This window comes from Thermococcus sp. 21S7, assembly GCF_012027615.1.
GTDB lineage: Archaea > Methanobacteriota_B > Thermococci > Thermococcales > Thermococcaceae > Thermococcus.
Genome location: NZ_SNUT01000004.1, coordinates 165,849 through 184,904, shown reverse-complemented (window position 1 = coordinate 184,904; position 19,056 = coordinate 165,849). Strand labels below are relative to the sequence as shown.

At 54.4% G+C, this 19,056-nt stretch carries 22 protein-coding genes and 5 tRNA genes; 11 read left to right on the top strand and 16 right to left on the bottom strand.

The genetic code is table 11. The features are described from left to right. Complete coding sequence (locus E3E51_RS08165) at nt 1-1,074, top strand: hypothetical protein (RefSeq protein ID WP_167912599.1); 1,074 nt, start codon at nt 1-3, stop codon at nt 1,072-1,074. A 415-nt stretch (nt 1,075-1,489) separates the two neighbouring features. Here the strand turns inward: E3E51_RS08165 and E3E51_RS08160 are convergent. After that, a tRNA-Gly gene (locus tag E3E51_RS08160) sits at nt 1,490-1,567 on the bottom strand. A gap of 112 nt (nt 1,568-1,679) precedes the next feature. On the opposite strand from E3E51_RS08160, the gene E3E51_RS08155 reads away from it, so the two are divergent. Beyond that, nucleotides 1,680-1,757 (top strand) — tRNA-Arg (locus tag E3E51_RS08155). Between the two features lie 726 nt (nt 1,758-2,483). Further along, entirely contained in the window at nt 2,484-3,965 is a 1,482-nt protein-coding gene (locus tag E3E51_RS08150; protein ID WP_167912598.1) for a TROVE domain-containing protein, read from the top strand. Nucleotides 3,966-3,996: 31 nt separating this feature from the next. Here the strand turns inward: E3E51_RS08150 and E3E51_RS08145 are convergent, their stop codons facing one another. The 5 genes from E3E51_RS08145 to E3E51_RS08125 form a co-directional block, all read right to left on the bottom strand. Further along, a complete protein-coding gene (locus tag E3E51_RS08145; RefSeq protein ID WP_167912597.1) occupies nt 3,997-5,334 on the bottom strand; it encodes an FAD-dependent oxidoreductase in 1,338 nt (445 codons plus the stop codon). A gap of 123 nt (nt 5,335-5,457) precedes the next feature. Further along, nucleotides 5,458-6,261, bottom strand: coding sequence for an S-methyl-5'-thioadenosine phosphorylase (gene mtnP / locus E3E51_RS08140; RefSeq protein ID WP_167912596.1), 804 nt, complete (start codon nt 6,259-6,261; stop codon nt 5,458-5,460). Between the two features lie 41 nt (nt 6,262-6,302). Further along, complete coding sequence (locus E3E51_RS08135; RefSeq protein ID WP_167912687.1) at nt 6,303-7,604, bottom strand: hypothetical protein; 1,302 nt, start codon at nt 7,602-7,604, stop codon at nt 6,303-6,305. Between the two features lie 91 nt (nt 7,605-7,695). Then, a complete protein-coding gene (locus E3E51_RS08130; RefSeq protein WP_167912686.1) occupies nt 7,696-7,905 on the bottom strand; it encodes a hypothetical protein in 210 nt (69 codons plus the stop codon). An 82-nt stretch (nt 7,906-7,987) separates the two neighbouring features. Then, the gene (locus tag E3E51_RS08125) at nt 7,988-8,842 is read right to left on the bottom strand and encodes a damage-control phosphatase (RefSeq protein ID WP_167912595.1); all 855 of its coding nucleotides are present in this window, start codon (nt 8,840-8,842) and stop codon (nt 7,988-7,990) included. A gap of 415 nt (nt 8,843-9,257) precedes the next feature. On the opposite strand from E3E51_RS08125, the gene E3E51_RS08120 reads away from it, so the two are divergent. From E3E51_RS08120 to E3E51_RS08100, 5 genes are read left to right on the top strand one after another with little or no spacing between them, the layout of a single operon-like run. Continuing rightward, nucleotides 9,258-10,604: a signal recognition particle protein Srp54 gene (locus E3E51_RS08120; RefSeq protein ID WP_167912594.1), complete on the top strand. Its 1,347-nt coding sequence runs from the start codon at nt 9,258-9,260 to the stop codon at nt 10,602-10,604. Continuing rightward, nucleotides 10,601-10,840 carry an Lrp/AsnC ligand binding domain-containing protein gene (locus tag E3E51_RS08115; protein WP_167912593.1) on the top strand — a complete coding sequence of 80 codons (240 nt, stop codon included), beginning with the start codon at nt 10,601-10,603 and terminating at the stop codon, nt 10,838-10,840. The genes E3E51_RS08120 and E3E51_RS08115 overlap by 4 nt, the downstream gene beginning before the upstream one ends. A 4-nt stretch (nt 10,841-10,844) precedes the next feature. After that, complete coding sequence (locus E3E51_RS08110; protein WP_167912592.1) at nt 10,845-11,345, top strand: YkgJ family cysteine cluster protein; 501 nt, start codon at nt 10,845-10,847, stop codon at nt 11,343-11,345. A gap of 54 nt (nt 11,346-11,399) precedes the next feature. After that, on the top strand, nt 11,400-12,116 hold the full coding sequence (locus E3E51_RS08105; RefSeq protein WP_167912591.1) for a phosphoribosyltransferase family protein: 717 nt from the start codon (nt 11,400-11,402) through the stop codon (nt 12,114-12,116). Between the two features lie 5 nt (nt 12,117-12,121). Continuing rightward, nucleotides 12,122-12,448, top strand: coding sequence for a hypothetical protein (locus E3E51_RS08100; RefSeq protein ID WP_167912685.1), 327 nt, complete (start codon nt 12,122-12,124; stop codon nt 12,446-12,448). Here E3E51_RS08100 and E3E51_RS08095 read toward each other — a convergent pair. Then, on the bottom strand, nt 12,434-12,883 hold the full coding sequence (locus tag E3E51_RS08095) for an Lrp/AsnC family transcriptional regulator (protein WP_167912590.1): 450 nt from the start codon (nt 12,881-12,883) through the stop codon (nt 12,434-12,436). The genes E3E51_RS08100 and E3E51_RS08095 overlap by 15 nt on opposite strands. Before the next feature lie 70 nt (nt 12,884-12,953). Between E3E51_RS08095 and E3E51_RS08090 the strand changes: the two genes are divergently transcribed. Next, a tRNA-Arg gene (locus E3E51_RS08090) sits at nt 12,954-13,031 on the top strand. Nucleotides 13,032-13,680: 649 nt separating this feature from the next. Then, nucleotides 13,681-14,436, top strand: a complete 756-nt coding sequence (locus E3E51_RS08085; protein ID WP_167912589.1) for a metallophosphatase family protein — start codon at nt 13,681-13,683, stop codon at nt 14,434-14,436. Here the strand turns inward: E3E51_RS08085 and E3E51_RS08080 are convergent. Both E3E51_RS08080 and E3E51_RS08075 read right to left on the bottom strand, forming a co-directional pair. Further along, nucleotides 14,408-15,730, bottom strand: coding sequence for a lipopolysaccharide biosynthesis protein (locus E3E51_RS08080; RefSeq protein ID WP_167912588.1), 1,323 nt, complete (start codon nt 15,728-15,730; stop codon nt 14,408-14,410). The genes E3E51_RS08085 and E3E51_RS08080 overlap by 29 nt on opposite strands. A gap of 24 nt (nt 15,731-15,754) precedes the next feature. Next, nucleotides 15,755-16,054 (bottom strand): FUN14 domain-containing protein, encoded by a 300-nt coding sequence (locus E3E51_RS08075; RefSeq protein ID WP_167912587.1) that lies wholly within the window; start codon nt 16,052-16,054, stop codon nt 15,755-15,757. Nucleotides 16,055-16,166: 112 nt separating this feature from the next. Here E3E51_RS08075 and E3E51_RS08070 point away from each other — a divergent pair, with 112 nt between their 5' ends. Next, nucleotides 16,167-16,493, top strand: coding sequence for a PadR family transcriptional regulator (locus E3E51_RS08070; protein WP_088179880.1), 327 nt, complete (start codon nt 16,167-16,169; stop codon nt 16,491-16,493). A gap of 69 nt (nt 16,494-16,562) precedes the next feature. Here the strand turns inward: E3E51_RS08070 and E3E51_RS08065 are convergent, their stop codons facing one another. The 7 genes from E3E51_RS08065 to E3E51_RS08035 form a co-directional block, all read right to left on the bottom strand. Continuing rightward, nucleotides 16,563-16,721 (bottom strand): 50S ribosomal protein L40e, encoded by a 159-nt coding sequence (locus E3E51_RS08065; RefSeq protein WP_012571071.1) that lies wholly within the window; start codon nt 16,719-16,721, stop codon nt 16,563-16,565. A gap of 58 nt (nt 16,722-16,779) precedes the next feature. Beyond that, nucleotides 16,780-16,867: transfer RNA gene (locus E3E51_RS08060), tRNA-Leu, on the bottom strand. Between the two features lie 40 nt (nt 16,868-16,907). Continuing rightward, complete coding sequence (gene rpsB / locus E3E51_RS08055; protein ID WP_167912586.1) at nt 16,908-17,513, bottom strand: 30S ribosomal protein S2; 606 nt, start codon at nt 17,511-17,513, stop codon at nt 16,908-16,910. Between the two features lie 13 nt (nt 17,514-17,526). Then, on the bottom strand, nt 17,527-18,552 hold the full coding sequence (locus E3E51_RS08050; RefSeq protein WP_167912585.1) for a hypothetical protein: 1,026 nt from the start codon (nt 18,550-18,552) through the stop codon (nt 17,527-17,529). 6 nt (nt 18,553-18,558) lie between these two features. Continuing rightward, on the bottom strand, nt 18,559-18,732 hold the full coding sequence (locus tag E3E51_RS08045; RefSeq protein ID WP_055430129.1) for a DNA-directed RNA polymerase subunit K: 174 nt from the start codon (nt 18,730-18,732) through the stop codon (nt 18,559-18,561). Between the two features lie 21 nt (nt 18,733-18,753). Beyond that, nucleotides 18,754-18,831: transfer RNA gene (locus E3E51_RS08040), tRNA-Pro, on the bottom strand. Between the two features lie 16 nt (nt 18,832-18,847). Further along, nucleotides 18,848-19,045: a DNA-directed RNA polymerase subunit N gene (locus tag E3E51_RS08035; RefSeq protein WP_055430130.1), complete on the bottom strand. Its 198-nt coding sequence runs from the start codon at nt 19,043-19,045 to the stop codon at nt 18,848-18,850. Nucleotides 19,046-19,056 lie beyond the last annotated feature (11 nt).

The window sequence follows — 19,056 nt, the reverse complement described above, 5'->3', positions numbered from 1 at the left end:
ATGGACGAGGGATTGCTGGAAGTCAAAAGGCTGCTCTCAGAGGGAAAGCCCGAGGAGGCCCTCAGAAAAGCGGCCGGAATAAGCGACCCCTACTGGCGCTCATACGCACTTAGATGGGTGGCGGAGGCACATTCAAAGGATCCCGAGAAAGCGGTGAAAATCGCCGAGTCAATACGTGTCCCGTCGATAAGGGACGAAACCCTCAGGTCGCTGGCATACCTCTTTTCAAAATCCGGAAAGTTCAGGGAAGCGCTGGAAGTGGCAAGGAAGATCAAAAATCAGTTCCTTCGAAAGAAGGCGCTCAGGGCGGTCAGCAACTTCCTGGCGAGGAGCATAATATCAAAGGGGGTCACGGAAATACGGCTCAGCGACCTCAACCTGGACGAGCGGGATATCGAAGACCTGAAACCCCTCCCCTACGGGCTGATATACCGGGACGGAAAGATAATGCCCGGGGCGAAAATTCTTCCCCTGAAGGGGGAGGTCAGGGAGGGTGTGATCGAAAGGTTCGAAAAGCTCGGGCGGAGGAAGATTCCAGCCCCCGAATTTCAGGAGGAGAGCAACCTGGAATACGTCTCGGACTACGTTCTCAGACTCATAGAAAAGGGGAGCCTCACCGAGGCCGAAAACCTTGCCAGGGGGCTCCCCGAGCCCATGAAAAGCTACCTCCTGGAGGAGATAGGTATAAGGTTCCTTGAATCCGGACTGGAAGGGGAGGCTGAGAGAATCTTCGGAGAGCTCACGACGGCCAACGTTCTCGGCTCAATGCTAGCGAGAAAACGGCTGAATGATCCAGACGCCGTCATCGCGTACCTCGGCAGGATTCACAACCCCGCAACGAGGCTGATGCTTGCGTACGAGGTAACCAAAAAGAACGGTTTGAACGAGAAATTTTTGAGTGCGGCCCTGATGTGGGCAACGGATGAGTGGAAAAAAGGGAGGATACTGAAGTTTCTGGCGTTTGAAATGCTGGAGGAGGCCAAGAGAACGGGAGACGAGAGACTGAGGAGAATATCGAGGGAACTCTTCGAGCTCGGGAGGAGCATTGAAAGAGAATACCGAAGTGCAATCTAACCGGCCAAAAACGCTCACCAGCGGAGCAACTTGAAAAGTTAGCAACTTCAAAAAAGCACTTAACCTTCCGTTATCCGTTAAGATGTTTGAAAGACAGTGAGAACGGCGCTGAAACTTCTGGGAAAAGCTTCATTAAAGATTTGTAGCTCTCCGCTCAAAAGCTTGAGTAGAAGAGATTTTGCTCGCGAAATCGCGCATTCTCAAAGGAGAACACCCTCAAACAATTCCCATCACAGGGTTTACTCTCCCCTTGACGCCCTCCGGGCGTCGATTTAAAGTTAAACCCGTACTCAAAGAGCAAATCGAAAAGTTCTCACACCCAAAACAGTCAGTTATAGAGGAAATCACTCAAAATTTAGCCTCTCAAAAGGAGCTACCAACTTTTGATCAAACTTTTGCCCTGCAAAAGTTTGTGTGGTGCGGTGGCCGGGATTTGAACCCGGGCCAGCGGCGTGGCAGGCCGCTGTCCTAGACCAGGCTAGACTACCACCGCGCTACTGCAGTTCAGGCCCGTAGAATACTCACCTTCGGGCGCTTTATAAATCTTTCGGTGAGCTGAGACGGTTAAATTTATAAAGCGTTGTCGAGAAGGGTTAGCGGGCAGTGCCCCGGTGGCCTAGTCTGGATAGGGCGCGAGGCTGCGGACCTCGAGGTCCGGGGTTCGAATCCCCGCCGGGGCGCCATAGGAACTTTTCTGGTGAAAAGTTGCTCGGTAGAGGTGCATCAAAGTTGGCATGCCTTTTGAGATGGTTCGTTCTCATAAGGGGTTTGCCTTCAAACTCGCCAGTTTTGAATGTGTTTTTCTCTCTTAGCGCCCTTCGGGCGCTGATATTAAAAATTAAAACACTTTAAAGAGTGTTAGTTTGATATTAAACCCCAGCTTAACTCGCTCTTTAGTTAGTGCATGACTGTTTTCTGTTCTTTGGCGAGGAGGGAATTCATTTCGCCAGCCTTTCTCAAAGGCTGAGCGCGAGAAAAAGTAAACCTCACAATAACCGCTTTCACCTTTGAGAATTTCAAGCCTCTTGGGAGTTATTGGAAGTGCAAACACTCCCAAAATCTTCCCTCACAAGAATCACGAACTTTGATGAAACTTTTTCCAAAAGTTTCCTTGGTGAGGCTTTTCCCAGAAGTTTCAGCGCCGTTCTCACTGTCTTTCAAACATCTTAAAGGATGGCGGAAGACTAAGCGCCCCCATCGACCTTTAAAATCGGAGGTTTCAAGGCTTGAACGCTGTTCGGCTATCGCCTTATTACTTTTCGACACAGTAAAGTTTATAAGGCCCAGAGTTTTAGCTCACCACGGCGGGAGTGCAGGCGGGGGATACTTCGCCTTGATCGCGGCGCCGGCCAGGGGGCCGGTGGGGGTTCGCCCCCTCCCCCGCCGATTTTCTCCGCCGGGGTGATACGGTGAAGTTCAACACGAGGGCTGAGCTTCTCAACTTCGAAGGCGGAAGAAGCTACCGTCCGAGCCCTGAGCTTGAGCTCTTTCTCAGGGCCGCGAGCAACTTCGTGAGGGAGCCGAAGTTTTATACAGGGTCGGACGAGGACTTCCGGGCGCTGTTGGAGGCGTTCGAGAAGGCAATAAGGGCAAACCCGGAGTACGTCGCAAAGCTCGTCGTCTACGCCCGCGAGGAGATGTTCCTCCGCTCCCTTCCAACGCTCGGAACGGTTATCCTCGCCAACCACGAGAGGTACAAGGGCACCGGCATACCGAGGAAAGTCGGCGAGAGGGTCTTCACGAGGCCGGATATGCTCACAGAGGCCATCGCTATGCAGTTCACCCTCTTCGGAAAGCCGATACCCAACAGCCTCAAGAAGGCCATAAGGAACAGCTTCACCCGCTTCGACAGCTACCAGCTCGCCAAGTACCGTTGCGACCGCTGTCAGGTCAAGCTCAAGGACGCCCTCCTGCTCACCCACCCGAAGCCGAAGAACAGGGAGCAGGAGGAGGCCTTCAAGGCGCTCATCGAGGGCAGGCTCAAGAACACCCGCACGTGGGAGGCCAAGGTCTCCACCCAGGGTTCCACCAGGGAAACCTGGAACGAGGTGCTCGACGAGTTCATACGCTATAAGCAGGTCTTCGCGCTCCTCAGGAACCTTAGGAACCTCATAGAGCACGAAGTCGACGGGGAGAAGTTCAGGAAGGCTATGGAGATACTCGCCGACCCGAAGGAGATGCGCAGGGCGAAGGTCTACCCCTACCGCTATCTCACGGCCTACTATATGCTCAGGAAGATGGACGTCAACTCCGCCGCACAGGCCGAGCTCAGGGACGCCGCCCTCAGGGCACTCAGGAAGGCCATAGAGGAGAGCGTCGTTATGCTCCCGGACTTCGACGGCAGAAACCTCGTGCTCGTCGACGTCAGCGGCTCGATGGGCTTTCCTCTCAGCAGGAGGGGCATCGTCACTATGAAGATGGTGGCGGCGTTCTACGGTGCGATACTCGCCAAGAGGTACGATACGACGATAGTCGCCTTCGCCGACGAATACCGCTGGATACCGAGGGGCGAGAGCGTCTTCGAGACCGCTGAGACCGTCTTGAGGAGCAACGTGGGCTGCTCTACTTATGCGTACAAGCCGATGGCCGAGATCCTCAGAAAAAGGGAGCACTTTGACAGAGTCTTCGTGCTCACGGACATGGTCGTCTACTCCGAGAACTACGGCGACGACGCGTTCCAGCGCGCTGTGAGGAGGTACAGAGAGAGGGTCAACCGGGAGATGAGGCTGATAACCTGGGATTTAGCCGGCTACGGTCAGGTCTACCTTGAAGAGCACGACGTCAGAAACGTCTACATAGGAGGCTTCACGGAGAGGGTCTTCGACCTCGTGAAGTACCTGGAAAAGGGAAATGGAATAGTGAGTGTAATAAACGAAAGGGTGTCGCTTTGAGATTTTTACTTTGCGCCTTTCCTTGTCCCTTTCAAGTTCTCAGCTTCGCCAAGGCGTCCTCCGCGGCCTGGAGAATCTGGTAGCCAACCGGCGAGGCCGTGAGGAGCGGGTGGGTGGCTATTTGGAGGGTGTAGAGTTCGCTCGCCGTGAGTCTCTTCTGTATCGCCAAAGCGAGGATGTTTATCATCTCCCCAACGCTTTTACCGCCGGCTATCTGCGCCCCGAGTATCGCTCCCCTGTCGCGGGAGAATATGAGCTTCACCGTGACCATCGAGGTGTCCGGGAACTTCGCGGGGTGCCTGTCCGGACCTTTTCCATAACCAACTATGACCTCGAAGCCTTCCCTCTTGGCGGCCTCCTCCGTGAGCCCGGCCGCGGCCAGGGTTAGGCCTGCCACGTTGGTGGAGTAAACGCCTATCGTCCTCCTGTTCTCCCTGACGATTTGGAGCTTGAAAAGGTTCGCACCCGCTATTCTGGCCTCGAAGGTCGCCGTTGAAGCGAGCATGAGGCCGTAGGGCTTGCCCGTGAAGAAGTCCCTGTGCTCGACGCAGTCTCCGACGGCAAAGATGTCGGGGTGGGATGTCCTCATGTACTCGTCCGTCCAGATGCCGTAACGGGTAACTTTAAGGCCGGTCTTCACAGCCAGCTCGACGTTTGGCCGGTAGCCAATGGAGAAAATCACAAGGTCTGCTGGGAGCTCCCTCCCGTCCACGAGCCGCACTCCTTCGACCTTTCCCTCGCCAACGAGCGCTTCAACCTGGCCGTAAACCACGTTTATGCCCCTCTCCCTCAGGCGTTCCTCAACCATTTCGCTGAACTCGGGGTCGAAGGAGTTCCTCAGCAGTCTGCTCCTAACTAGGAGCGTCACGTCCTTTCCGAGCTTCCGAATCTCGTCACCGACTTCCAGGGCTATGAAGCCGCCGCCGACGATGACTATCCTCTCGGCCGCCCGAATCTTCTCACGAAGGGCCTTCAGATAGTGGTAGTCCTTAGGAACGGTGTGGACGCCCTCCAGCTCGGAACCCGGTACGTTTGGAAATACCGGCTTCGAACCCGTTGCAATGATGAGCTTTTCCCAGGCGATTTCCCTTCCTGCCTTCGTTTTCACGACCTTACCCCTGGGGTCTACCTCAAGGACTTCATCCACGAGCACCTCGACGCCGAGGGGTTCGAGGAATCTCTCCACGGGAAGGATGTCGTCGTCGACGCTCTCAAAGGTCCCAAAGATGTAGGGGATTCCACACGGAACCATGCCAACGTCTTCCTTTTTGATGACCAAGACGCTCTTGTCAGGATAAAACCTCTTGGCGGCTATTGCGGCGGTCAATCCCCCAGCACTGGCACCGATAACTATAACATCGTACCTCATATTAGGCCCCCCTAAATGTTTTCGGCCTTATTTATGCACCAAAAGATTTTAACCTTTCGTTAACCTTGGGTTCAGAACTCGGGCACTGAGAATTTCATCGATGAAGGAAAAAGAACAGGGAGGTCAGTCTCCGGTGGCGCCCCTGAGGGCATCCTTACAGCCACAGCGCCTCTCCGTTGGGATGTACTTGATGGACTTCATAAGGAGGTACTTTATCTCCTCGCTCTTCTTGGCCATCAGCTCAACGACTTCGGTGTGGGTGAGCTTCTCCCCCGTTATTCCAGCGGCAAAGTTCGTGACGATGGCCACGCTGGCGTAGCACATCTCAAGCTCCCTCGCCAGTATCGCCTCGGGGCACTGGGTCATGCCAACGACGTCGGCACCGAGTATCTTCAGGGCCCTTATCTCCGCCCTTGTCTCAAAGCGCGGCCCCTCCATGCAGGCGTAGGTTCCCATGGGATGGTACTCAAAGCCCAGCTCCCTGGCTGCAGTTATGAGGGCCTTCCTGAGCTCCGGGCAGTAGGGGTCTGTGAAGTCCACGTGGGCGACGAATTTCCTGTCGTGCGGGCTGTCGTCGCCGTCGTAGAATGTGTAGTGCCTCGTCTTGGTGAAGTCGATAAGCTGGTCGAGAACGACGAAGTCGCCTGGCTTCATTGCCTCGTTGAGCGAGCCCACAGCAGAGGTTGAGAGGATTCTCTCGACACCCAGCTCGTGAAGGGCCCAGATGTTGGCGCGGTAGTTTATCTTGTGCGGCGGAACGCTGTGACCCTCGCCGTGCCTCGCGAGGAAGGCTATCTCCTCCCCGTCATACTCGCCTATCTTCACCCTGACCTTTCCGTAGGGAGTGCTTACGAACTCCTCCCTGACGTTCTGGAGTAGCTTCGGGTCGTAGACTCCGGAACCTCCAATAATCGCTACCCTCGGCATGGTATCACCTGGAGAGAAGAGACGAAGGGAAGCTTAAAACGTTAGCCCTTCTCCCAGAGAATCCGCTGATGTTCGGCCCTCTCCTCAATGTCTTCGCTCACCTCTCCCTCGGCGTGAAGTTCCAGTATCTTGGTCAGAATCTCACTGAGGAGCCACGAGCCCCATTTGGGGTCCTTGACCTCAAGGGCAGCGTCTATGGCCCCGTCGATGTCCCCGGCCTTGAGCTTCGCGACGGCTATGCTTCCGAACGCCAGTGAGCGGAGGTAGTGGCCGCGGACTAGCTGGGCGAACTTAAGGGCCCCCTCGAAGTCGCCAAGCTTGGCCAGATAGGTCGCCACCTTCACCCTGACGGAGTCCTCCATCGTGCGCTCGCCGATGGCCTCAACGAGGCGGAGGTACCTCCCGTGGGCGGACCTTGAGAGCAGCTGGTCCATTATGAACCCCGCTATTCTCTCAAACTCCTCACCCTCAAGGTGGTTTATCAGGTCAAAGAGAACGTCCTCCTTGTCAACGGAGGTCTTGACAATGCCCTCGATTATCGAGAGCCTTTCGTCCGGATAAACCCTGCCCAGGATGTCCATGACGAAGTCCAGCTCCCCCTGGTTTCCGAGGCCTATGAGAAGGGATCTCAGAACGTCAAAACCCGTGTCAGAGGACATTCCCAGTGCTATGTCCACGAATTTTTCGTAAGTCGCCGTCGGAACGTCCGAGTTCTTCAGGTAGACGGCCACCTCCTTCATGGCCTCCCCAAGCCAGTACTCGCTTTTGAGCTCGGAGAGAACCCTGATGGCACTCCCAAACTCCTCCCGCTTAAGGTGCTCCTTTATGGCCTCTATGGCGGCTATGGAGTGCCAAGGTTCGTCGTCTATCTGCTCTATGATAAGCCTCGCCCTGCGCATGTTCCCCTTCTTGAGGTAGACCCGGAGTATCTTCAGAAACAGGTCGTTGCGCTTCACGGAGTCTTCAACGTCTGTGGCGTAGAAGAGCGCATCGTCGGGCATGTCCAGCTCAAGAAGCCGTATAACCAGCTCTTCGAGGAGGTCGTCCTTTAGGGGTTCCGGAAAAGTCAGTATGGATTCGTAAGCCTGGTGAAAAACCTTTTGGGAGGTTTTCGAGTCAGCACGCTTGAGGTACGTTCCTATCTCCACAAGCGCCTTGACAAGGAGAACGGGGTTCTCAATAGAGGCGGCGGCGTTGAAGGCGTATTTGAATGCGGTTTTGTACTCGGATTTTTTGGCACGGTACATGTAATAGCCAATTTTAGCGTAGGTGACCGCTCTAATATACTTATCCCGTATATCAGAAGCCAGCCGAAGGGCCTCGCGATAAACGTCCACGGGCATTATTTCCACCGGAAAAATTTACGATATCGAGGTATTTAATTATTTCCAACATCCAAAACAGAAGGCAAAAGGTTAGTCAAAAAACGAAAATTCAGCCGAGTTCGTCATAAACCACGCCAACGACCTCTCCGTCGTCCAGGGAGACGAAGCTTACCTTGGTCTTTTTACCGCTTTTGGGGTCAACAACAACGAAATCCGGCTTGGACAGATACTTACTGGTAGGCATCCTCCAGACATCGCCGTAATGGGCCCTGAGCTCCCTCAAAAACCTTTCTGCATCACGTCTAATAACGGTTGTCATCGATATCACCACTAGTAGGTACTACTTTAAAATATAAAAAGCTTTCCCATAGACATTCGTCAAAGATAATATCGGCAATCGTCTAATATCTTCCCCGTACGCACACCATGGAACCCCTCGGAACTCCCAACTCCCTAGATATTGGGCAGCACTTCGCCTTGAGCAGGAAGAAGATTCTCGGGTCTTTTAGGTCGCTCAGAGTCTCGAAATTGGCCTGGCCCTTCGCGATTATCACGTCCACGCGGTTGAATAGCCGCAAAAACTCGGGCGATGCGTACTCCAAGGGCGTTCCCGGCAACCTAGAACCTGTGGAAACCACATTCGCGATTTCATTGAATTTCGCCTCGCGGAGGTCTTCGACGGTTGCATCGTTGATTATAGGCCCCTCCTTGGCGGCAACGTACACCTCAACGTTCGGGAACTCCCTCCTTATGCACTCTACAAATATCCTGTCAAAGTATATCTCGCCGCAGTTGTCCACTAGGTAGAGAAGCGACTTCGCGTTCTCCAGTTCAGAGAAAAGCTCGTCGCTGTGGTCGAGGTAGAGCTCATGGGACGCGAGACTGAGAACGTCTTCCTCGATCTTCTTTGGGTCGTAGCCAACGGCGAAGTCGATCAGATTTCCGACTATCGCGAGTTTGAGGGCCGTTCTGAGGTCATCCACACGACCGATGCCGCCCGCCACGTTCCTGGCAAGCTCGGTAGAGATTCTTTTGTATTCCCCGAACGGGTCATCCTTCCCAAGGAACTCATAGAGCTCCAGGAACAGCCTCCCGCCGTCCGTCGCTGGGACCGAGTCCTCCCTGAAAAATTCCCCCAGTCTCTGGGCGACGAAGAGCATCGCCCCTTTTCTCAGGGCCACATCGCTCGTGCTCATCTCGGCTATCTTTTGAGCTTGATTGACCGCACATGCAACGCACTCGTAGTGGATTTTCATGGGACCACCCAAGGGGAATAAAAAAGAGCCTTAATAAATCAAGCCCTCAGCATCTCGACGTACTCAAGCTCCTCGGGAATCGGCCTCCTCCTCTTCTTCATCTTCACCTCAACCATGTAGCCGTAGAGCGCGGTCATCCACTCCATCTTCCTCACCCCGTTTGATTTCTCCAGGGGAGTCTAGCCCATTGCAATGCTTAAAAGCTTTGTCAGCCCGCAAAATCCCACCTATGTCCATGAAAAGCCCATGCTCTTTCGAAAAAGCAGCAATGGAGATTTTTGTCAGTGAATGCACATAATTTGACAATTTAAAGTGCCGCAATAGCCGTTCTCTTGTCAAAAGCGTACATTTGAGCAGGGATTGAAAACCCAACCGTTTATAAACTTTGGAGACTCCATCACTACGGTGGGAGAAAATGGCTTTAGAGAAGCTTGGGAAGGCACTCAACACTGCCCTCAGAAAGCTCGCCCGTTCGAGCACCGTTGACGAGGCCACCATCAAAGAGGTCGTGAGAGACATCCAGAGGGCACTCATTCAGGCGGACGTTAACGTCAGACTGGTTCTTCAGCTGACGAAGACAATAGAAAAGAGGGCACTTGAGGAGGAGCCCCCCGCCGGGGCCTCGAAGAAGGAGCATATAATCCAGATAGTCTACGAGGAGCTCACCAAGTTCCTCGGAACAGAGGCGAAGCCCCTCGAAATAAATGAGAAGCCGACGATTCTCCTGACCGTCGGTATCCAAGGCTCAGGTAAAACCACGAGCGTGGCGAAGCTGGCGAGACATCTTCAGAAGAGGGGCTACAAGGTCGGTCTTGTCTGCTCGGACACCTGGCGTCCCGGTGCGTATTACCAGCTCAGACAGCTAGTTGAACCCTTTGGGATAGATGTCTTCGGCGATCCCGAGGAGAAGGACGCCGTGAAGCTCGCCAGGGAGGGCGTTGAATACTTCAAGGGCAAAGGCGTCGACGTTATTATAGTCGACTCCGCGGGAAGGCACAAGGAGGAGAAGGGCCTCATCGATGAGATGAAGCAGATAAGCGAGGCGATAAAGCCCCATGAAGTCATTCTCGTCATCGATGGAACCATCGGCCAGCAGGCCCACAATCAGGCGCTGGCGTTCAAGGAGGCAACACCGATAGGTTCAATAATAGTTACCAAGCTTGACGGCTCCGCCAAGGGTGGAGGAGCCCTCTCGGCGGTGGCTGCAACCGGAGCGCCCATAAAGTTCATAGGTGTCGGCGAGAGAATAGACGACTTGGAACCCTTTGACCCCAAGCGCTTCGTGTCAAGGCTCCTCGGCATGGGAGACATAGAGGGCCTTCTCCAGAAGCTCGAAGAGCTCCAGAAGGAGCAGGAATTCAAGGAGGAGGACCTTGAAAAGTTCCTCAAGGGAAAGTTCAATCTCAAGGACATGTACGCCCAGCTCGAAGCGATGCAGAAAATGGGGCCGCTTAAACAGGTCCTTCAGATGATTCCAGGATTAGGATATTCCCTACCAGACGATGCGGTTAAAGTCGGTGAGGAGAAACTGAAGAGATACAGGATAGTAATGGACTCCATGACGGAGGAGGAGCTGGAGCATCCCGAGATAATCAACTACTCAAGGATAAAGAGAATCGCCAGGGGCTCGGGGACGAGCGTCCAGGAGGTTAGGGAACTGCTTCACCAGTACAACCAGATGAAGAAGATGTTCAAGAGCATGGACAAGAGAAAACTTTCTAAAATGGCGAGGAAATTTAACTTTGGAGGGTTCGGCGTATGATTGAGGCCTTCGTGCTGGTTGTTGTTAAGCCCGGAACAGAGGAGAAGGTATACAACGCCCTGACCAAGGAAAAGAAGATAAAGGAAATATACCGCGTCTACGGGGAATACGACGTGATAATCCGTGTGGAAGTCGAGAACATCCACGAACTCGACAGGTTCCACGACGAAACCCTGAGGAAGATAAGCAACATAGAGATGACCGAGACGCTGATAGCGAGCTCGTACAGGGGGTGAAGGTTTGGAAAAGAGGTGGATCGCCAGGATTCACCTCGACACCCTCCAAGTCGAGTGCGACTCTTCTTTTAAATTTAAGTGCATCGAAAACTGCGGACAATGCTGCTACGAGCTTGAGATACCCGCCAGAGATGAGGATATAGCCCAAATAGAAGAGCTGGGATACAGTGCCTGGGAATTCGTCGATTACGAGAAAATGTTCTACCGGGGGGACAAGTTCCTGAGCTATGCCCTTAAAAAACGACCCTTCGACGGAGGATGTGTTTTCCTCGACCCCGAGACAAAGAGGTGCAGAATATACGACCGCAGACCTCTCGCCTGCAGGCTGTACCCGTTCGTCTTCGTGAAGCAGGGAAACGTCATGGAAGTATACGTCAAGAGGGACTCATTCTGCCCCGGCCTCAACCATCCCGAAGGGGAACCCATAACCAAGGAGTTCCTCCTGAGGGAGTACGGGGACGTCATAGAAGCCTACCGCAGAAAAGTTGTGAAGAGCAGGGAGTGACCGAAACATATTTATACATTTTCTTGTTAATTTTTGGCCACCGGAGGTGAGAGAATGAGTCAGCTAAAGTCCGTTCAGGAAAAGCTCAGACTCGTCAGGGTGCTCAGACTGCTCAAGAAGACCTACACCTATGAAGAGCTGTCCAGAATAACAGGCCTCCCCATCACGGTACTCAACAGGTACGTGAGGGGAAAGGTCCTTCCAAGCGCCGAGAGGACAAGGGAGCTTCTGAACCTGTTGCTCCCCTACATCAACATAGAGGAAGAGGTCAAGAGGAGGATAAAATTCGACGAGTACGGGTTCTTCGACAACATGCCCGTCCTCAGCGACACCTCCTTGATGAGCCTCATTGCGGAGGACGTTGCGAGCAGGTACATGGACAAGAACGTGGACAAGGTGCTCACCGCGGCAACCGATGGAATCGCCCTCGGCGTCCACGTCGCCAGAGAGCTAAGCGTTGATGTCGTCTACGCCAAGAAGAAAAAGGAAGTCGGAGTCGAGAAGTTCTACGAGGTCAGCTACGTGCCGAGCGCCTCTGGAAGTGTGACAACACTTTATCTGCCCCATTGGGCGCTCAAAAAAGGGGAAAACATCCTCATCGTTGACGACGTAATCAGGAGCGGTGAAACACAGAGGGCCCTCCTTGAGATGTGCAGACGGGCCGGGGCGAAACCAGTTGGCATGTTCTTCCTCATAAGTGTCGGCGACGTCATAGACCACCTGAAGAAGGACTACAGCATCCCCGTCGAGAGCCTTATCCGGCTGGAGTGATGCGGATGAAAGTGTTCATCTACAACGCCGATGGCCTCACGATACCGGTGGAGGTCGAGCTTGGCCTCCCCTTCAAATTCCGCTGCACCAAGGAGGAGTGCGGCAGGGAGGTCGTGATAGAGGGCGTCGTCAGGATGGCGAGCGAGGAGGAGTTCATACAGACCATCGAGAACACGATAGCGGAGAACTCTGACTTTAAAAAAATACGCGAGATAACCGCCAGGACGCTCATCTTCGAAGGAAAGGTGAACGGAAAGGAGGTAAAACTCCCGGTTGAGAGCTTTGACGACTTCGCAAAACGTTTCTTGGATGAGGTTCTAGTCCTCCGTTAGTTTAAGCCGCAGATCCTCCTTCACAACCTGCATTGCCACGCTCGTGTTCGTTTTTTCCACGCCTTCCAGCGAGAGGAGCCACTTAACGAAGCGGTTCATATCCGCCCGGTCCCTAAACTTGGCAACCACCACTATGTCGAACTCACCGGTTATGTCGTAGACCATTATCACCCGGTCGCTCCTGGCGATTTCCCGCTCTATCTCGACTATTCTCCTGCCCTGAGCTTTGACCCCTATGACAGTGGTGAGGCCAAAGCCAAGCTTCTCATAGTCGAGAATCGGCGCAAAACCTCTGATTATTCCCTCCTCCTCCATCTTTTTAATGCGGTTGTACACGGTTCCCACGGCAACCTTCAGTTCCCGGGCTATCTCACGGTAGGAGAGCCTAGCGTTTTCCTGAAGCAAAGAGAGTATCTTAAGATCCAGCTCGTCCACCGTTCTCACCACCGGGAAGAATACACCGTAAACTTTAAATACCCTTCCCTTGGAGGGAATAGCGGGCAGTGGACCGGTAGCCTAGCTAGGATAGGGCGGCGGCCTCCTAAGCCGCAGGTCCGGGGTTCAAATCCCCGCCGGTCCGCCAGCAATACAAACTTTTGCGGGGCAAAGTTCGATCAAAGGCTCGTGGTTCTTCTCAGGGCTCATGGTTTTGATGTGGTTTCCCACAGATGGGATTGTTTAAAAGGAGAACCAACTCAAATTAGCCCCGCCAGATCTGACCTCCTCCCGCCTTGAGGGGTGAGGGTTCCAGCGAGTTAACCCCTCGCCAACGGGCGGTTCGGTTTATGGGCAATCATCACCTACTCCCGTCACCAGTTTCGGTTCAACCCGAAGGCCCGGTCTTGGGCCCGTTATCCCTACGGGCGAAAGCCCGATTGGGGTTATCGTTTCAAAGGCCACCTTTAGATTTTCTAACCACTCAAAGGCGGTTTTTGAAAGGACGCCTACCGACGTCAACCCTCCAACGGCTGGAGGGTAACGTGAAACCCCTTTGAAGGGGCTGTCTTGCGGTGGCCTTTTCGAGGCCATACTACGCTAACCAAACTTAAACGGGTTTTGAGGATTTGAGGCCCGTTGGGTTGTTTACCCATACCCGCCCCAAAGGACAAGGCTTGGAAAAGAAAAATGTCAAATCCAGCGTGAGCAGATGCTTTTCCATAGGCTTCCCGAAAGATTTAAATATCCTTGAGCTTTTAGTTAATTTAGGTAAGAAAAAGTTGGAGGTGAGAAGGATGGTCTACGTTGCGGTTCTGGCGAACGTCAACGGCAACCTCCCAGCGCTGGCAAAGGCCCTTGAGAAGATAGAAGCGCTCAAGGAGGATGGCCACGAAATCGAAAAGTACTACATCCTTGGGAACGTGGTCGGCCTGTTCCCGTATCCGAGGGAGGTTCTGGACACCCTGGACGACCTCATAAAAAACAATAGGGTCAGCGTCATCCGCGGTGAGTTCGATCAGGTTATAGCCGCGAGTGACCCCCACTCGGAGGGACCGGACTACATAGAGAGGGTGGACTATCCGGAGTACGTCAAACGGGCGCTTAAGTACACATGGGAGAGCCTCGGCCATGAGGGCAGAGAGTTCATAAGGGACCTGCCGATTTACCTCGTTGACAGGATTGGAAAGAACGACATCTTCGGAGTCTACGGAAGCCCACTCGACCCATTTGGGGGAAAAGTCCTGCCGGAGCAGCCGACGAGCTACTACGAGGGAATAATGCGCCCCTTGAAGGACTACGAGATACTCTTCGTGGCCTCGCCGAAGTACCCGGTCAACGCCATGACCCGCTACGGAAGGGTCGTCTGCCCGGGAAGCATAGGATTCCCGCCCGGCAGGGAGCACAGGGCCACGTTCGCCCTGGTGGACGTTGACACACTCCACACGAAGTTCATAGAGGTTGACTACGACAAGAGGCTCATCGAGGAGAGGATACGCAGGGAAGGCCTTCCCAGGGAGCTCGTCAAGATCCTCTACCACGGAAGGATTTGAGGAGTTCCATTCCCTCCGTTATTTCCCTCCTCTCGTATGCAAGGAAAAGGAGGAATCCGAGGAGTAGGGCATACTTGGATAGGAATACCAGGGACTGAAGGAGCAGCGCCACGACCAGCGGAACGTATATTCGGGGGGATATCTTCAAAAGATTTCTGGCGTAGTGGGCGACGCCGATTAGGATGAGACCGTAGCCGAGGGCGAGGCCCACCATTACACCCACCGCCCCAAAGGCGGGGATGAGGTACAGCCATGAAAGGAGAACCGCAAAGGCCCCAATGAGCGCCACAAAGGTTCCTTTTTTAACGTAGGCGGTCGAGTTGAGGGCGACTATGCTGGGGTTGTAGGCTATGTAGACCTCCATCGCCATGAGGGCGAGGTAGAAGGCAGGACCGACGTCGAAGCCGAATATCGCCGAGAGAACCTCCCTGCCGGGGAGCATCAGGACGAATATGGCAGAGCCTGTGGCGAGTACCAAAAAAGCCGTTGTCTTCTCGGCGAGGAGCCTAACGTAGTCGTCCTCGTTCCTGCCGTACTTGTATGAAAAGAGGGGCATTATGGCAGACTGGAGAACCTGGGGGAGGTACGTTAGAAGGAATGCAGCAGAGAGTATAGCCGACACCACTCCGGCAACCTCCGGGCTGGATAGGTACTCGCTCATGAAATAGGGGCCCTGTATCAGGAAAACACCCGAGAGAGTTCCCAGGAATGCAAAGGAAGAATACGAGAGGAGCAGCTTCATCTCCCTTTTCCGGGGCTTTCCAATGAGGTTGAACTTCATCAGATAAGCGGCGGAGAAAACCGCTATCAGCCCCAGGAAGAGCAGGTACGGTGCGAGGACGTTGGGCAGTATAAATCCCACCATGAAGCCCGCGAAAGCCAGGGTTATTATGTACGCGTAGTGCTCTCCCCTGTGGATGCCGTAGAGGAAGTTTCTGAGGGTCAGCTGAATCCCCCTGAATGTTGCGAGGATTCCGAGGTAGAAGTTCAGGGGGAGCAGGAGCAGTCCGGCAAGGGGAAGGAGAAAGGCTGGAAGGGTTATGGAGCGTATTGAGTCGGTTTTGCCACCCCCGAGGAACTCGGAGGCGTACTTGCCGAGGGCTACCGCGAAAAAGCTCAAAGGTATGGCGGCAAAGAATGCCTTTGAGATAAGGGAGTTCGCCATTCCCAGCTCCTCAACGCCGAAGCGCCTCGCGGTTATCGCGCTGTACAGAAACCGGGTTAACCCCGTGAGGCCCAGGGCAATCACCGATGCCAGTGAGTGGCGCAGAATGACCCGGCGCTCGTAGCTCATGGATGGAGAAGGAAAGGGGGGAATTTAACCTTTGTGGAAGCCGAGGGCAAAACCGCCGAGGAATGCGGCAGTTCCAGGAAGGAGGGCCGTTACCTTCTCTCCAAGGGTCAGGATTTCATGGGTCCATTCCCCCGCCAGGTTAAAGAGCTTGTCCTTGTCGATTATAAGGACTCCCTTCTGCTCAAGCCACAGGAGACTGACCAGGTAGGCGCCGATTAGTGCCAGTGCCAGCTTCATAACTTTCTTGACGGCGTAGCCCGTCACGAAGCCCACCACTGCACCAACGCCCATGTCGCCCATCATGGCGCTTACGTCGAACTCCATAGTACGCTCACCTGTAGAATACTAGCCTCCCCGAGGATAAAACGTTTTTGCCAAAACGTTTAAATTACACGACTTCAAAATATTTCCAAAGCATAAAAGTAGGTGTGAGAACATGACGACCCCTATGGAGAGGCTCAAGAACAAGATAACGAAGGAGGTTCTGTGGCTCTACATCCTGAGGCTCCTGAAGGAGAGACCCATGTACGCGTACGAGCTCAAGGAGAGGATAAGGGAGGCCTTCAACTTCGAGCCCGCAACGGTCAGTTCGTACGTCGTCCTCTACAAACTGGAGAAGGACGGCTACGTTACCGCGGAGTGGCAGGAGAGTGAAACCGGAAAGCCGTCGAGGAAGTACTACAGGCTCACCCCTGAAGGCGAGAAGCTCTTCGAGGAGGGAATAGCATTTCTTGAGGACATGCTCTCGAAGCTCAAGGAGTGAACTTCTCCAAATTTCTCGTTTGACAATGTCAGAAAAGTGCAAAAGAGAAACCTTTGAGGGCCAGAGCCCTCAGCGTCCCATTCCACCGCGCGGCTCTCTCGCCTTCGGGCGGAGACCCTTGTAGCCGCACTTCCTGCACTTCTTGGCCTTCCACGGGTTGGTGGCGCCGCAGCGCATGCAGATGTACTTCCTAAAGATTCTGGCCTCAGCCTCTGGGAATCTCGCCATCGTGATCACCTCATGATCTTAAACCGTCTTCACCTACACGACTCGACTTTTAAAGCTTTGGTGCGGGGGACGGGATTCGAACCCGCGTAGCCCTTCGGCAGCGGATCTTAAGTCCGCCCCCTTTGGCCAGGCTCGGGCACCCCCGCGCGAGGGAGTGTAAAGCGAGGGGAATTAAAAGCTTTCCCCTCAGGTTCTGATAATCCTCATCTCAAAGTCCTCAACCGGAACCTTGAAGTCCTCCCTGCTCTCTATCTCCTTCCTGTTGTAGAGTACCTCCCTCGCGAGGATCCAGTAGATGAGCGCGAGAGCCTTTCTACCCTTGTTGTTGGTCGGAATCGCAACGTCGACGTAGCTGAGGAAGTTCTCGGTGTCAACGAGGGCCACTATCGGTATGCCAATCTCAATGGCCTCCTTCATAGCCTGGTGGTCGGCCCTCGGATCGGTGACTATGAGGACGTCCGGCTCCATGAAGTTCTTGACCTGCGGGTTGGTCATGGTTCCCGGCAGGAAACGGCCCGGAATGGCCCTAGCACCGGTAACGTCGCCGAACTTCTTGACCGGCTTCTGGCCGTAGAGCCTGACGCTGACAGCGAGGATGTTCGCCGGGTCGAACTTGGCCAGGAACTTGCCGGCAACGCGGAGCCTCTCGTCGGTCTTCCTGACGTCAAGGACGTAGAGACCGTCCTGTCTAACGCGGTATATGAACTTCTTCATGTCCTGGGTCTTCTGCTGGGTGCCGATGTGGACACCAGCGGCAAGGTACTGGTCGAGTGGAACAAGGTATTCCTCCATTCTTCACACCTCCTCATCCTTCAAAGGTTATTATCCTACCCCTTTCACCCAAATCTTCGGCTATTCTTATCAGCTCGTTCAGCTTGGCGATGGAGTCCCCCCGGAGCACCATCGCCGGGCAGCGCAGACCCACCGCGAGGTGGGCCAATGCCTCATCGGAGGACTCGTAGCGAGCCTCCGCGAGGATGGGGGTTATCCTCTCCGACTTCGCGTCGTTCACGAGGTTGTATAAGTCGGTGAGCGTGCCTAGGTTTATCGGCTTTATTGACAGGGCGTTGTAGTAGCGCCTGTCGAGTATGTCCTTCTCACGGAAGAGGTGCTCGCCGTCAACGAACACCCCGTGGGTACCGGCTATGAGTTCAAGGAAGAGCTCCTCGTCTCCGAGGGGCTTTATGTAGGCAACGTTGTTGTCCTCAACTAGAGAGAGCACTTCCTCGGTCTCCATCGAAACCTTCTGCACGAGCCCAATGGCAACTTCGAGGCCGAGCTCGTCGGTTGCCTTTTCCGTGGCCTTCGAAAAGGCCTCCACCGTTCCGGTCGCCGCGTGCTCAAGGACCTTGTTGGCGGCGTCGACGACATCGGTTATCTCCATGAGGTCACGGACCATCACGTAGTAGTCGAAAGCCTCACCGCTCGCTATCTCAAGGATTGGAACCGGCAACTCGGTCGTGAAGGTGCCGCCGATGTAGCTGTACAGGGGCATCCTCTTGACGCTCGCCGCGGCTTTGGCGACCGCTATCGAGACGGCCAAAGCCGTGTTGGCCCCGATGTGGCTGAAGTTCTCGGTGCCGTCTATCTCCCAGAGGTAGCTGTCTATGAGCTCCTGCTCGCTCGCGTCGAAGCCTATCAGCTCAGGGCCTATTATCTCGTCAACCTCGCTCACGGCGCGGTGGGCCTCTGCTATGTAGAGGCTCGGGTTCTCGTCCACGGGCGCGGCAAAGCGGCCGAAGCCAGAGCTCGTTATGACGTCTACCTCAACGGAATACCTGCCCCCCTTGAGCACCGCGACCCTGCCGATTACGTTCTCTATCACGGTCATTTTTCATCAGCTCGGCCTGATTACGGTGAGCGGAATTATGCCTTTCTCGAACTCAAGCAACGCGGCGTCGAGCGGCGTGATTCCTTCCGGGACGTCGATGAGTATGGGCGCACCCATCGCTATCTGGAGGGCCCTCGCTCCAATTATACGGGCCTTTTCAAACCTCGTGTACCTGAACATTCCAACCACCCGTGCAAATTTTGGTGGGGCCGCCGGGATTTGAACCCGGGTCTCCGGCACCCCAAGCCGGGAGGATAGACCAAGCTACCCCACGGCCCCCCAGAAATGTGGTTTTTCAGTATACCCTGTAAACCATTACCTGGTCGATGAGCTCGACGTGGCTCAGCAGGGTTCTCCTGCAGCAGTACCTCTCGATCCCGAGGTCGTCGAGGACCTTCTCGGGATCCTCGCCCTTCTCAACCCGGGCCTTGAATTCGTAGTATTTGTCCCCTATGACCTTTCCACACGTGAAGCACCTGACGGGAACTATCACCCGTATCACCT

Bases quoted from the DNA above. Each gene is read 5' to 3' on its own strand.
- E3E51_RS08165 (WP_167912599.1), top strand. From the start codon at position 1: ATGGACGAGGGATTGCTGGAAGTCAAAAGGCTGCTCTCAGAGGGAAAG.
- E3E51_RS08145 (WP_167912597.1), bottom strand. From the start codon at position 5,334: ATGAGGTACGATGTTATAGTTATCGGTGCCAGTGCTGGGGGATTGACC.
- mtnP (WP_167912596.1), bottom strand. From the start codon at position 6,261: ATGCCGAGGGTAGCGATTATTGGAGGTTCCGGAGTCTACGACCCGAAG.
- E3E51_RS08135 (WP_167912687.1), bottom strand. From the start codon at position 7,604: ATGCCCGTGGACGTTTATCGCGAGGCCCTTCGGCTGGCTTCTGATATA.
- E3E51_RS08130 (WP_167912686.1), bottom strand. From the start codon at position 7,905: ATGACAACCGTTATTAGACGTGATGCAGAAAGGTTTTTGAGGGAGCTC.
- E3E51_RS08125 (WP_167912595.1), bottom strand. From the start codon at position 8,842: ATGAAAATCCACTACGAGTGCGTTGCATGTGCGGTCAATCAAGCTCAA.
- E3E51_RS08120 (WP_167912594.1), top strand. From the start codon at position 9,258: ATGGCTTTAGAGAAGCTTGGGAAGGCACTCAACACTGCCCTCAGAAAG.
- E3E51_RS08115 (WP_167912593.1), top strand. From the start codon at position 10,601: ATGATTGAGGCCTTCGTGCTGGTTGTTGTTAAGCCCGGAACAGAGGAG.
- E3E51_RS08105 (WP_167912591.1), top strand. From the start codon at position 11,400: ATGAGTCAGCTAAAGTCCGTTCAGGAAAAGCTCAGACTCGTCAGGGTG.
- E3E51_RS08100 (WP_167912685.1), top strand. From the start codon at position 12,122: ATGAAAGTGTTCATCTACAACGCCGATGGCCTCACGATACCGGTGGAG.
- E3E51_RS08085 (WP_167912589.1), top strand. From the start codon at position 13,681: ATGGTCTACGTTGCGGTTCTGGCGAACGTCAACGGCAACCTCCCAGCG.
- E3E51_RS08080 (WP_167912588.1), bottom strand. From the start codon at position 15,730: ATGAGCTACGAGCGCCGGGTCATTCTGCGCCACTCACTGGCATCGGTG.
- E3E51_RS08075 (WP_167912587.1), bottom strand. From the start codon at position 16,054: ATGGAGTTCGACGTAAGCGCCATGATGGGCGACATGGGCGTTGGTGCA.
- E3E51_RS08070 (WP_088179880.1), top strand. From the start codon at position 16,167: ATGACGACCCCTATGGAGAGGCTCAAGAACAAGATAACGAAGGAGGTT.
- E3E51_RS08065 (WP_012571071.1), bottom strand. From the start codon at position 16,721: ATGGCGAGATTCCCAGAGGCTGAGGCCAGAATCTTTAGGAAGTACATC.
- rpsB (WP_167912586.1), bottom strand. From the start codon at position 17,513: ATGGAGGAATACCTTGTTCCACTCGACCAGTACCTTGCCGCTGGTGTC.
- E3E51_RS08050 (WP_167912585.1), bottom strand. From the start codon at position 18,552: ATGACCGTGATAGAGAACGTAATCGGCAGGGTCGCGGTGCTCAAGGGG.
- E3E51_RS08045 (WP_055430129.1), bottom strand. From the start codon at position 18,732: ATGTTCAGGTACACGAGGTTTGAAAAGGCCCGTATAATTGGAGCGAGG.